The organism is Bacillus sp. SD127 (genome assembly GCF_058566445.1).
This window is the reverse complement of record NZ_CP191226.1, coordinates 2,970,436-2,983,697: the sequence shown is the minus strand read 5'-3', so window position 1 is coordinate 2,983,697 and position 13,262 is coordinate 2,970,436. Positions and strand designations below refer to the sequence as shown.

At 45.5% G+C, this 13,262-nt stretch carries 12 protein-coding genes; 11 read left to right on the top strand and 1 reads right to left on the bottom strand.

All coding sequences use genetic code 11. The features are described 5' to 3' along the window. Positions 1–42: 42 nt before the first annotated feature. On the bottom strand, positions 43–1,014 hold the full coding sequence (locus tag ACQVGS_RS15540) for a DMT family transporter (RefSeq protein WP_024121031.1): 972 nt from the start codon (positions 1,012–1,014) through the stop codon (positions 43–45). 129 nt (positions 1,015–1,143) lie between these two features. Between ACQVGS_RS15540 and ACQVGS_RS15535 the strand changes: the two genes are divergently transcribed. The 11 genes from ACQVGS_RS15535 to ACQVGS_RS15485 all read left to right on the top strand — a co-directional run bounded on the left by ACQVGS_RS15535 (position 1,144) and on the right by ACQVGS_RS15485 (position 13,227). Next, entirely contained in the window at positions 1,144–1,656 is a 513-nt protein-coding gene (locus tag ACQVGS_RS15535) for a cupin domain-containing protein (protein ID WP_373271218.1), read from the top strand. A gap of 374 nt (positions 1,657–2,030) precedes the next feature. Then, positions 2,031–2,447, top strand: a complete 417-nt coding sequence (locus ACQVGS_RS15530; protein ID WP_010333866.1) for a helical membrane plugin domain-containing protein — start codon at positions 2,031–2,033, stop codon at positions 2,445–2,447. A gap of 39 nt (positions 2,448–2,486) precedes the next feature. Beyond that, positions 2,487–3,665 (top strand): NAD(P)/FAD-dependent oxidoreductase, encoded by a 1,179-nt coding sequence (locus ACQVGS_RS15525; RefSeq protein WP_024121033.1) that lies wholly within the window; start codon positions 2,487–2,489, stop codon positions 3,663–3,665. Between the two features lie 200 nt (positions 3,666–3,865). Next, entirely contained in the window at positions 3,866–5,287 is a 1,422-nt protein-coding gene (gene uxaC / locus ACQVGS_RS15520; protein WP_491830300.1) for a glucuronate isomerase, read from the top strand. 78 nt (positions 5,288–5,365) lie between these two features. Beyond that, complete coding sequence (locus ACQVGS_RS15515) at positions 5,366–6,745, top strand: MFS transporter (protein WP_106020474.1); 1,380 nt, start codon at positions 5,366–5,368, stop codon at positions 6,743–6,745. Positions 6,746–6,850: 105 nt separating this feature from the next. Then, positions 6,851–7,864 carry an ureidoglycolate dehydrogenase gene (allD, locus tag ACQVGS_RS15510; RefSeq protein ID WP_106020473.1) on the top strand — a complete coding sequence of 338 codons (1,014 nt, stop codon included), beginning with the start codon at positions 6,851–6,853 and terminating at the stop codon, positions 7,862–7,864. A gap of 4 nt (positions 7,865–7,868) precedes the next feature. Further along, positions 7,869–8,888 (top strand): zinc-binding alcohol dehydrogenase family protein, encoded by a 1,020-nt coding sequence (locus tag ACQVGS_RS15505; protein ID WP_151174950.1) that lies wholly within the window; start codon positions 7,869–7,871, stop codon positions 8,886–8,888. 23 nt (positions 8,889–8,911) lie between these two features. Continuing rightward, positions 8,912–9,991, top strand: coding sequence for a mannonate dehydratase (gene uxuA, locus ACQVGS_RS15500; protein ID WP_106020471.1), 1,080 nt, complete (start codon positions 8,912–8,914; stop codon positions 9,989–9,991). Then, a complete protein-coding gene (locus ACQVGS_RS15495) occupies positions 9,988–10,824 on the top strand; it encodes an SDR family oxidoreductase (protein WP_106020470.1) in 837 nt (278 codons plus the stop codon). Before uxuA ends, ACQVGS_RS15495 begins: the two co-directional genes overlap by 4 nt. Before the next feature lie 45 nt (positions 10,825–10,869). Beyond that, positions 10,870–12,138 carry an MFS transporter gene (locus ACQVGS_RS15490; RefSeq protein WP_106020469.1) on the top strand — a complete coding sequence of 423 codons (1,269 nt, stop codon included), beginning with the start codon at positions 10,870–10,872 and terminating at the stop codon, positions 12,136–12,138. Positions 12,139–12,225: 87 nt separating this feature from the next. Then, entirely contained in the window at positions 12,226–13,227 is a 1,002-nt protein-coding gene (locus tag ACQVGS_RS15485) for a LacI family DNA-binding transcriptional regulator (protein ID WP_106020468.1), read from the top strand. Positions 13,228–13,262 lie beyond the last annotated feature (35 nt).

Sequence of the window (13,262 nt, the reverse complement as noted above, 5' to 3'; positions counted from 1 at the left end):
AAAAGAAAGGAGAACGGGCTTTCGCCCATTCTCCAGAAGCCGCTAAGCAGTCAGATTTGACTGAGTTTTCTCTTTAGGTTTTTGTTGGGAAGCGAAGGTATGTAACACCATTCCGGCAATAATGATCATTAATCCGGCAAACGATAAAATGGAAGGGAAAACACCTGACAGCAGGATTATTTCACCAAGCAAAGCGAATATCACTTCCCCGGATTGTGTTGCTTCAACAGCAGCAAGCTTTTGCGGATTATCTCTTACCATATCCGTTGCCCAGAAAAATAAAACGGTCGCAATGATGCCTGAGCTGACGGCAACGATAAAGGATTGAACGGTTTGTCCCGCGGTCGGGAGGCCATCTGACCACCAGCCGTAAGCTGCCAATACAAGCCAGAATGGAAGGCTTGCAAGGGTCATTCCCAGCACACGCTGGAACGTATCAAGCCTGCCTCCGTATTGCTCAAGCATTCTCCGGTTTCCCAGCGGATAGGCGAAAGCCGCAATGACAACCGGCAGCACGCTGAAGAGCAGCATTTTTCCGGAAAGCGATTCTGCATGCTGGAGCTGAATCAGCGCTGCCCCAATCAGAATGACGACGGAAGTGCCCAGCGAAACAAGGGGAATCTTTTGCCGAACGAGCAAAGTGCCTCCAGGCGTGTCTTTTTTCTCATAGAAAAATGGAGACAGCAGCACACCGGCTACAATGGTAATTTGCCATGTTCCGGCTACGAGCCAGCCCGGCCCGAATGCGGCGGCAAACGTGATCGGCGCATAAAAAAGAACAAAGCCGACAAAGCTCCACTTTATCCAAAAAAACGGCTTTTTCCGCATCTCTTGTAAAAGAGGAACGAACTTCCCTTTCATTATGACAATCAGACATAAAAACGGAACCATAAAAATAAAGCGTAACGAGGCGCTCCAAAGCCAGCTGCCTCCGGATAATTCCATCGCCCTGTTTAAAATAAAGGTAACGGCGAAAAAGAGAGAAGCCAATATTCCGATTATGATCGCTTTCATCAAATCCCTCATTCTGGCATTATTTTTTTATACTATACTACCCGGGATGATACAGATCAACGGAATTGTGAGAAAATAATGATGTTTTACGGATCAATATATGTGGAAGACAGAAATAGGGAGGTGAAAATGATGGAAACAGAAACGTACTTTTTTCAGGATGACGGCAGGGTTCCAAATCACCCTGATTTTCCGCTCGTTATCTATAAAAATGTTTTTATGGGACGTGCTGAACAGGCAGAGCGGATCGTCAACCGGCATGGCTGGCTAAACAGCTGGTCGGGCAGTGTTTTTCCGTACCATCATTATCACAGCAACACGCATGAAGTCCTAATCGCAGTCCGAGGGGAGGCTGTTATTCAATTTGGGGGAGAAAAAGGAGCTGCTGTTCCTATCAAAACGGGCGACGCAGCGGTCATTCCAGCCGGTGTCGGCCATAAAAAGCTAAGCGCGAGCCCCGATTTTACCGTGATCGGCGCTTATCCAGATGGTTCTCGGTATGATATGAAGACGGGAAAGCCGGATGAAAGAGCGGCTGCGCTAGAGAATATAGAGCAAGCAGTACTTCCGGCATTGGATCCAGTTACAGGAAAAAGAGAACCTCTATTGGACATATGGGTAACGCGTAGGGGAGAAAATTGATGGATTGTCAATAACTAGTGCTGAAGAAATGTTATGACACGGGCACCATATAAATTAATTTCATAATCGAAGCAATTCACGTTCAAATTTTGTTCAAAAAGTGTTATCATATAGAAGGTAATCAAATTGGAGTTTTTTATGTTTGCTATTTTCAGAGAGAGTAAAGGATTTTGACTTATTCAATGGTTTATTTTTGAGATAAAAATAATACTGAATATGGCAAGATGAAAAACTGGGTAGTAAACATTTATTTTTGCGAATGATTGTGCACGAATTCACAATCCTTCTTCTCATGCTTTCAAACATGAGATCAGGGAGAGGCACTACCCTTTCCAAAAAATCAGCATACTGCTTATAGTAAAGGAGAATTGGATATGCCAGAAACAATCGATCAAACAAATGCGTCTGTCAGCCAAAGCCAGCAAGATCTTATTGATCAGCTGTTAAAGCCAGAAGTTCAAGAATCACTGACTGTTTTAGTTGACCAGCTTCCAAAGCTGACTGAGTTAGTGAATATTTTAACGAAGTCTTATGATTTCGCTCAGTCTGTTGCGACTGACGAAGTATTGAAAAGCGATACAGTCGGTGCAATCACTGAAATTCTTGAGCCTGTAAAAGAAACAGCAAAAGAAGTGGCTGCGACTGCAATCGAAGCGAAAGACCGCGCGGATGCTAGCAACGAAACGATTGGACTTTTCGGCCTGTTGCGCATGCTGAAAGATCCTCAAGCTCAAAAGCTGTTCCGTTTTGCTAACAGCTACCTTGAAATCATGAACGAAAAACAAAAATAATCTCAGATTCAAATTGATATAAAGGACGGAGGATATACGATGTCAAAACATATTGTCATTTTAGGCGCTGGTTATGGCGGTGTTCTTTCTGCTTTAACAGTTCGCAAACATTACACAAAAGAACAAGCACGCGTGACAGTGGTAAACAAATACCCAACTCACCAAATCATTACGGAATTACACCGTCTTGCAGCAGGCAACGTGTCTGAAAAAGCGGTTGCAATGCCGTTAGAAAAACTTTTCAAAGGCAAAGACATTGATCTTAAAATCGCGGAAGTCAGCTCTTTCTCTGTTGATAAAAAAGAGGTTGCGCTTGCTGACGGTTCTGCATTAACTTATGATGCGCTAGTAGTAGGCCTTGGTTCTGTCACTGCTTACTTCGGCATCCCAGGACTTGAAGAAAACAGCATGGTTCTTAAATCTGCTGCTGATGCTAACAAAGTTTTCAACCACGTTGAAGACCGTGTGCGCGAGTACTCTAAAACGAAAAACGAAGCGGATGCAACAATCCTTATCGGCGGAGGCGGCTTAACAGGCGTTGAGCTTGTCGGTGAGCTTGCTGACATCATGCCGAACCTTGCGAAAAAATACGGCGTAGACCACAAAGAAATCAAATTGAAATTGGTTGAAGCAGGTCCGAAAATCCTTCCTGTTCTTCCGGATGATCTTATCGAACGCGCAACTAAAAGCCTTGAAAAACGCGGCGTTGAGTTCTTAACAGGCCTTCCTGTTACAAATGTAGAAGGAAACGTGATTGATCTGAAAGACGGATCAAAAGTTGTTGCCAACACATTTGTTTGGACTGGCGGCGTACAAGGAAATCCTTTAGTCGGCGAATCAGGTCTTGAAGTGAACCGCGGCCGTGCGACAGTTAACGATTTCCTTCAATCTACATCTCATGAAGATGTATTTGTTGCGGGTGACAGCGCAGTTTACTTTGCGGCAGACGGCCGTCCATACCCGCCAACTGCACAAATCGCATGGCAAATGGGTGAGCTGATCGGTTACAATCTATTCGCTTACTTAGAAGGAAAAACACTTGAAACATTCCAGCCAGTAAACTCTGGTACACTTGCAAGTCTTGGACGCAAAGATGCGGTAGCCATCATTGGTGCTAATTCTACACCGCTTAAAGGTCTTCCTGCTTCCTTGATGAAAGAAGCAAGTAATGTACGCTACTTAACACACATTAAAGGACTATTCAGCCTGGCTTACTAATCCTTTCTTGTAAAATCGGACATTGCCAAAAAGAGGTCTTTTCAGGCAGCTTTACGGCAATGTCTTTTTTGCGCTTATTTGCTAACGTTAACATTTAAATTTTAAAAAGAGATTGATCCCAGAGGAATATAAAGGTAAAATAAAAACAAATCAAAATGTTAACGTTAACATTTTGAAATAGAATGAAAGACGGTGAGGACATGGAACCCTTTATGGGAGAAAACTTTTTGCTGAAAAATGAAACCGCTGTCAACCTCTATCACCATTATGCGAAAGACATGCCGATTATTGATTATCACTGCCATTTGAGTCCGAAAGAAATCTATGAAAATAAGAGATTTCAAAACATGACAGAAGCCTGGCTGTATGGAGACCATTACAAATGGCGCATCATGAGAGCCAATGGAATTGAAGAAACATACATTACAGGCGATGCAGCTGATGAGGAGAAGTTCATGGCATGGGCGAGAACAGTACCGATGGCGATTGGCAATCCGCTCTACAATTGGACCCATTTAGAGCTGCAGCGATTTTTTGGGATTTACGAGATATTAAATGAGCAATCGGCGCCAAATATTTGGAAACGGACGAATGAACTGCTGCAAGGAGAAGGCTTCGGGGCAAGGGATTTCATTGTGAAATCAAATGTAAAAGTAGTATGCACAACCGATGACCCTGTCGATTCCCTCGAGTACCACCTATTATTAAAAGAGGACAAAGATTTTCCTGTCAGTGTGCTGCCGGGATTTCGGCCGGATAAAGGGCTGGAAATCAATCGCGAAGGCTTCCCGGATTGGGTGCAGGCGCTTGAAAAGGCTGCGTCACTTTCGATTACAACCTATGATGAGTTTTTGAAGGCTCTTGAAGAACGAGTGCGTTTCTTCCATTCAGTCGGCGGCAGAGTATCTGATCATGCGATTGATTCAATGGTGTTTGCCGAAACGGACAAAGAGGAAGCGGACCTCATTTTTACCTCAAGATTAAACGGGGAACAGGTTTCTTACGAAGACGAGAAGAAATTCAAGACATATACGCTTCAATTTCTTTGCGGATTGTATGCTGAGCTTGACTGGGCGATGCAGTTTCATATCAATGCACTCAGAAATACGAATACGAAAATGAAGAAGAAATTGGGGCCGGATACAGGCTATGATTCTATGAATGACGAAGAAATTGCGAAGCCTTTGTACAGGCTGCTGAATTCAGTCGAAATGAAAAACCAGCTGCCGAAAACGATTTTATATTCGCTCAACCCAAATGATAACTATGTCATTGCCAGCATGATAAATAGCTTTCAAGACGGCATCACGCCTGGGAAAATACAATTTGGCACAGCATGGTGGTTTAACGATTCCAAGGATGGGATGCTCGATCAAATGAAAGCGTTGTCAAACGTCGGGCTTTTCAGCCGTTTTATCGGCATGCTGACTGATTCCAGAAGCTTTTTGTCGTATACACGCCATGAATACTTCAGACGGATTGTCTGCAATCTGATCGGCGAATGGGCTGAAAACGGTGAAGTGCCGAAAGATATGGAGCTTCTTGGCGGTATCGTACAAGGCATTTGCTATCACAATGCGAAACAATATTTTCAATTTCAAGAAGAAAAGGCAAACGTATAAAATAAGTTCCGCTCAGAATAGCCAGCGTCATACTGAGCGGACATCTCATCGAAAATTCTTAAGACACAGAGGTGGAAGATGCGAGCAGAACTGGAAAATAAGGTTGTGTCGATTGAAACGGAGAAGAGGCTTTCGCTGAAGGAGAAAATTTCCTATGGTTTTGGTGATTTTGGGAACGGTTTTATGTTTGATTTAGGCCAAATCTATTTATTAAAGTATTTTACTGATGTGGCGGGAATTCCGGCCGCAATGGCGGGAAGTATTTTTTTAGTCAGCAAGCTCTTTGCGGCTGTAACAGACCCCATTGTCGGCTCATCAATTGATTATCGCAAAAACATCGGCAGGCGGGGGAAATTCAGGCCTTATTTATTAATCGGCAGCATTGTTCTTGCGGTGCTTACTGTTCTTATTTTTCTGTCCCCGAATGTATCAACGACAGGCAAGCTGATTTATGCGTATGCATCCTATATACTGTGGGGCGTGGGCTATTCATTTGTAAACATTCCGTACGGCTCATTGGGAGCGGCGATGACTCAAAATACCGAAGACCGGACTTCTATCTCTACTTTTCGCCAAATCGGCTCACTCGGGGCTTTGTTTATCACGAGCGTGGCCGTCATGCCGCTGCTCGTCAAGTTTGATAACCCGAAGGTAGGCTATCCGGTGGTCATGGGATTGTTTGCTGTTCTCGGTGTGCTTTGGTTTTATATTTGCTATCGCAACTGCAAGGAACGTATTGTTCTTGCGGAAGCGCCAAAAGAGAAATTAACATTTTCATCTGTCGTCAAAACGTTTATAACGAACAAACCGCTGTTAACCCTTGTCCTGATGACCATTTTTTCGATTTCCGCATACAACATTAAATCCGCAATGCTCGTATACTTCGCACAATATAACCTAGGCAATGTCGAACTGATGGCTTATATGAACTTTATCATTATTGGATCTTCCTTTTTGGGCGTCGTGTTTCTGCCAAAGCTCGTCAAGATGTTTGGAAAGAAACAAACCGCAATGATCGGTTTCGGCATCAGTGTTGCCGCGGATCTGATCAACTTTATGCTTCCTTCAAATGTATATGTGTTTACGATCCTTGCAAGCATCGCGTTTATTGGGATCAGTATTCCCAATGGCATTACGTGGGCGCTTGTCTCAGATATCATTGACTACGGCGAGTGGAAATCCGGTGAGCGGAAAGAAGCAACGACATATTCCCTCTTTAACTTCTCGCGAAAGCTTGCTCAGTCATTGTCTGGTTTTCTCTCGGGGATCGGATTGGGGCTTGTCGGATATATGCCGAACGTAGCCCAGACGGCACAAGCGCTGCTCGGCATTAAAGCGCTTCTTCTTCTGTATCCCGCCATTGCTTTGGCATTAGCTATGGTCATTATCGGTTTTCTTTATAAACTGACAGATCAGCAGCATGCACAGATTGTCGAAGAGCTTCAGCATAGAAACTGATCAAACAATCATATAAAGAATATTTTGAATAGTTCGCAAGTAATAATAATTTGTAAGGGTTTTCGCTAAGTGATGAAACTGAAAGAAAGGAGGCTCTTTATTGAATTGAATACGGTAACGATTTCCGCTGAAGAAGCGAAGGAACTGGTTCAGCAAAAGCTGATCGGCGCCAATTTGAATGAACGAGATGCCGAAAAAGTAGCAGACGTGCTCATACACGCCGATTTACGCAATGTGAATTCTCATGGTGTTTTGCGAACAGAACATTATGTGAACAGGCTGAGGGCTGGAGGCATCAATCCAAAAGCGTGTCCCATTTTTAAAGAAACGGGGCCGGTGACAGGAGTGCTGGACGGTGATGACGGGTTCGGCCATGTGATTGCCGATAAGGCGATGGCTCATGCCATTGAAATGGCAAAGAAAAATGGTGTTGGCATGGTCACCGCGACAAACAGCAGCCATTGCGGAGCGTTAAGTTATTTTGTGCAACAAGCGGCTGAGGAAAAACTGATCGGAATCGCTATGTCTCATACTGACAGTATTGTAGTCCCGTTTGGCGGGAGGTCTCCTTTTTTAGGCACGAATCCAATTGCTTACGGTGTGCCGGCAAAGCATAAAAAACCGTTTATCCTAGATATGGCGACGTCAAAAGTGGCATTTGGAAAGATTCTGCAGGCGCGTGAAGAGGGCAGAGAAATACCAGAAGGATGGGGAGTCGATGAAAACGGAGAGACGGTAACAGACCCTCACAAGGTCGTCTCACTTTCAACGTTCGGGGGTCCTAAAGGCTACGGGCTATCTGTTGTGGTGGATGTGTTTTCAGGTTTGCTGGCTGGGGCGGCTTTTGGTCCGCATATCGCTAAAATGTATGGCGATCTTGATCAAAATAGGAAGCTTGGACATTATGTTTGCGCGATCCATCCGTCCTATTTTACCGGACAAGATACGTTTTTAGAGCAGATGGACGCCATGCTTGATGAACTGCAGCAATCACCTTCGGCTAGAGGAGTCGAGCGAGTGTATGTGCCTGGCGAATTGGAGCAGCTGCATGAGGAAAGAAACAGGAAACACGGAATTTCAATTGCTCGGAGCGTGTATGAATTTTTAAAAAGCAGGTGAGAAAATGAAAGCGGTTCAAGTGCGAAAAGCGTATGATTTGGTGACAGCAGACATGGAAAAGCCTGTTCTTTCAAAGGCTGATGAGGTGCTCGTCAAAGTAAAACGAGTCGGAATTTGCGGTTCTGATATGCATATTTATCATGGCACGAATCCGCTTGCGACCCTTCCGAGAGTAATCGGACACGAGGTAACGGGAGAAGTGGAGGAGGTTGGTGCGAATGTTAAAGGCCTGAAAGCCGGAGACCATGTTGTGATTGAACCGATTTCTTATTGCGGAAACTGTTATGCCTGCCGTAAAGGCCGGCCAAATGTTTGTGCGAAGCTTTCTGTGTTTGGCGTTCATGAAGACGGCGGGATGCGGGAATATGTTGTGCTTCCTGAAAAGCAGCTTCACGCGGTTTCAAAAGAGCTGCCTTGGGAGGAGGCAGTTATGGCCGAGCCTTATACAATAGGTGCCCAGGCTGTTTGGCGGGGACAGGTGGAAAAGGGTGATCGCGTTCTGATTCAGGGGGCGGGGCCTATCGGCATCTGTGTGTTAAAAATGGCAAAGCTAGCGGGTGCTTCCGTCATGATAACCGACTTAAATAATGAGCGGCTGACATTTGCTACAGAAAACGGTGCCGACGCTGTTGTGAATGTTCAAACAGAACATGCGGCTGAGCGGGTTCGGGAATGGACGGGCAATGAAGGAGCCAATGTAGTCATTGATGCTGTCTGTCTCCCTGCGACTTTTGAGCTTTCCGTTGATGTTGTTTCTCCGGCAGGGCGTGTGGTGGTGCTTGGATTTGATGAGAGAGCGTCACAAATTCCTCAGCTCCCCATTACAAAAAAAGAAGTCACGATTACCGGCTCAAGACTCCAGACAAATCAGTTTCCGAAAGTTGTAAAGCTGCTGAATGAAGGCCGGTTAGCGCATAACGGGCTCGTCACCCATACGTTTTCAGTTGAAGATGTCCATCACGCGTTTCAATTTATCAAGGAGCATCCTGATCAGGTGCGGAAGGCAGTGATCACATTTGATTAAAAGGCTCAATCCGGAGGTTTAGGATGAATATTACATTTCGATGGTATGGACGAGGCAACGATACAGTCACACTTGAACACGTGAAACAAATTCCCGGGGTGAAAGGCATTGTCTGGGCTCTCCATCACAAACCTGCCGGGGAAGTGTGGGAAATAGAGGAAATCAAAGCCGAGACGGAATATATACAATCCCATGGTTTTCATGCAGAGGTTGTCGAAAGCGTAAACGTTCATGAAGCGATTAAACTGGGCAGCGAAGAACGCGGCCGGTACATTGAACATTATAAGCAGACCATCCGCAATCTGTCTGCTTTTGGCGTGAAAGTGATTTGCTACAATTTTATGCCGATTTTCGACTGGACGCGCACCGACATGTTCCGTCCGCTGGAGGACGGCTCAACCGCTCTGTTTTTTGAGAAAGCCAAAGTGGAGAGCCTGGAGCCTGAAGAGCTGATCCGGACGGTGGAAGAAGCGTCTGACCTGACACTTCCGGGGTGGGAGCCTGAAAAAATGGCTCAGATCAAAGAACTGTTTGAGGCCTACAGGGCGGTCGATGAAGAACAGCTCTGGAACAATTTATCGTTCTTTTTGAAGGAAATTCTGCCGGTTGCTGAAGCGCACGGCATTCAAATGGCCATTCATCCGGATGACCCGCCTTGGCCGATTTTTGGATTGCCGCGTATTATCACAGGAGAGGCAAGCTATGAGAAGCTGCGGGCCATATCAGACTCACCTTCTAACTGCATCACCTTATGTACCGGTTCCATGGGGGCCAATCCCGCCAATGACATGGTGGAAATTGCTAAAACATATGCCGGGCTTGCTCCATTTTCACACATCCGCAATGTGAAGATCTTTGAAAATGGGGATTTTATTGAAACGTCTCATCTGACAAAGGACGGTTCGATTAATATTCATGGGGTCATGGCAGAACTGCACAAGCAGGATTACAACGGATATGTCAGGCCGGATCACGGTCGCCATATTTGGGGAGAGCAATGCCGTCCGGGCTACGGCTTATATGATCGCGCTTTAGGCATCATGTATTTGAACGGACTGTGGGACGCGTACGAATTAATGGCGAAAAAAGAGGTGGAATTATGATTCCTCTTCATCATCGGCTGGCAGGTAAAGTTGCTGTTATCACAGGCGGCAGCGGTGTGCTCTGCTCGGCCATGGCCCGGGAGCTTGCCCGCCATGGCATGAAGGTGGCGATACTGAACCGGTCAGCTGAAACAGGACAAGAGGTTGTGAGGGAAATTACGAAAGCTGGCGGCACGGCATATTCCGTTTCTGCTGATGTGCTGGACAGGACGTCGCTAGAGAAGGCGAAGATTGATATCCTTGACCGATTTGGCGCTGTTCATCTCTTAATCAATGGAGCAGGAGGAAATCATCCCGCTGCGATTACTGATGTGGAGACATATGAAGCAGAAGGAGAAGGGCAATCATTCTTTGACATGGATGAAAACGGATTTTCAACTGTTTTTTCAACCAACTTCACTGGGGCATTTCTGGCTACCCAAGTATTTGGAAGGGAATTGCTGAAGGCAGACTCACCAGCCATTGTGAATATCTCATCAATGAGCGCTTATTCACCTATGACGAAGGTTCCGGCGTACAGTGCGGCCAAAGCATCAATCAATAATTTTACAATGTGGCTGGCTGTGCATTTTGCGGAAACCGGACTGAGGGTTAACGCAATCGCACCAGGCTTTTTTCTGACAAAACAAAATCACGATCTGCTGATCAATAAGGATGGAAGCTTTACAGACCGCTCTAAAAAGATTATTGCGGGAACACCGATGAAGCGATTTGGAAAACCGGAGGACCTGCTCGGCACGCTTCTTTGGCTGGCGGATGATTCCTATTCAGGCTTTGTCACCGGCATCACCGTTCCTGTCGATGGAGGTTTTATGGCTTATTCAGGAGTGTGACGAAAGCAGATACAGATACTGAACCAACATAGGGGTGAGGTTGAGATGTTTTCAAAAGATAAGCTTCCAGTCATCCTTTTTTTGTTCCTGGCTGGTGTGATTAACTATCTGGACCGTTCGGCATTGTCCATTGCAGCTCCATTCATTCAGGATGATCTCACACTGTCCGCTACACAAATGGGCTTGATTTTCAGCAGTTTTTCGATTGGATATGCCGTTTTCAATTTTCTTGGCGGTGTGGCATCCGACCGCTATGGAGCAAAATTGACCTTATTTGTGGCCATGGTCGTTTGGTCGCTGTTCAGCGGAGCAGTTGCATTGGCTTTTGGCTTTGTCAGCCTGCTGATCATACGAATTTTGTTTGGAATGGGGGAAGGGCCGCTTTCGGCGACCATCAATAAAATGGTCAATAACTGGTTTCCGCCGACTCAGCGGGCGTCTGTTGTCGGAGTCACAAATAGCGGAACGCCCCTTGGCGGAGCCATTTCCGGACCAATTGTCGGCATGATCGCCGTTGCATTCAGCTGGAAGGTTTCCTTCGTTCTCATCATGATCATCGGATTGATTTGGGCATTTCTCTGGTTAAAATGCGTAAAAGAAAAGCCGGCTGAGCCAATGGGCAATGCACCTGCGATGAAAGTTGAAGCCGCTCCCGAGGAGAAAATTCCGCTGACCTTTTATCTGAAACAAAAAACAGTCTTGTTCACGGCGTTTGCTTTTTTCGCTTACAACTACATCCTCTTCTTCTTTTTGACGTGGTTTCCGAGCTATCTTGTCGAGGAGCGGGGATTGAGTGTTGGGTCAATGAGTGTCATCACAGTCATTCCGTGGATTTTAGGATTTATCGGCCTGGCAGCCGGGGGATTTGTTTCGGACTATGTATACAAAAAAACAGTCCGGAAAGGCGTGCTGTTTTCGCGTAAAGTCGTGCTCGTCACGTGTTTGTTTTCTTCCGCGGTATTGATTGGTTTAGCTGGGCTTGTCACCACAACTGTAAGCGCTGTTACACTCGTGGCTCTGTCTGTCTTCTTTTTATATTTGACGGGCGCGATCTACTGGGCTGTTATTCAGGATGTAGTCGACCAAAAGAATGTCGGTTCTGTTGGCGGATTCATGCATTTTCTCGCCAACACCGCAGGCATCATCGGTCCCGCTTTAACCGGCTTTATAGTTGACCGGACGGGTACTTTTACTGGCGCATTTTTACTTGCCGGAGGGCTGGCCGTCTTCGCTTCACTGGCTGTCATCCGTTTTGTGCGGCCGATCATCGGCAGCGCTGCAGGAACGCATGCTGATGACACGGTTTCTTATTAATCTGGAAATATGGTGGGAGAGGCGGTGTGTTTGATGATACAATATGTAATAACGAATCGCAGCCGGTATGATAAGGAAGGGAAATAGATGGTAACCATAAAAGATATCGCAAAACTTGCAAACGTATCCCACACAACCGTATCCAGAGCACTCAATAACAGCCCTTATATTAAAGAACACACGAAGAAAAAAATATTGGAGCTTGCCTCACAGCTCAACTATACACCGAATGTGAATGCAAAAAGCCTTGCAATGCAAAAATCCCATACGATCGGGCTTTTCTTTACAAGCATCACAAACGGAACCTCACACAGTTTTTTCGCTGATACCATAAAAGGCGTAAACCAGGCAATCAGCGAGGAGTACAATCTGTATGTGCGCGGCATTGATGATCTGAAAAGCTATGACTCTGTAACACCAATGAGATATGACGGCATTATTTTAATGAGTCAAAGCGATATTGATAATTCTTTTATTTATCATATTCGGGAAAAAAAGATTCCGCTCGTCGTGCTGAACCGGGATATCGATGACAGGAGCATTACCAACATATTGTCCAATGACAAGGAAGGTTCTCAGGAAGCTGTAGAATACTTGATTAAAAACGGACATCAAGACATCGCCATCATTGAGGGAATCGAAGGATTTAAATCCTCTCAGCAGCGAAAGGAAGGCTACTTAGCGGCGCTGATTCGCCATCATATACCGATCAAACATGAATACAGTGTAAAAGGGCAATACGATATGGAGAGCGGCTTTCAGGCGATGGAACGCCTGCTGGCGCTTCCGAACACTCCAACCGCTGTCTTTTGTTCGAATGATGACATGGCGATCGGAGCAATGAATGCCATATTTGCCAAGGGGATGCGCGTGCCTGATGATATATCTGTCATCGGATTTGATGATATTGGTTTTTCGCAATATATCACGCCAAGGCTTTCTACAGTGAAACGTCCTGTTGAAAAAATCAGCGTGCTCGGTGCAAAAAAATTATTGGCGCTGATCAGCACACCTGATACGAAAGCAGAAAAAATCTTTGAAAACACAGAGTTTATGGTGCGTGATTCAGTAAAAGATGTCACGACATGATGCCCCGTTTTTCCAGCGGGCATTCTTTATAGAGA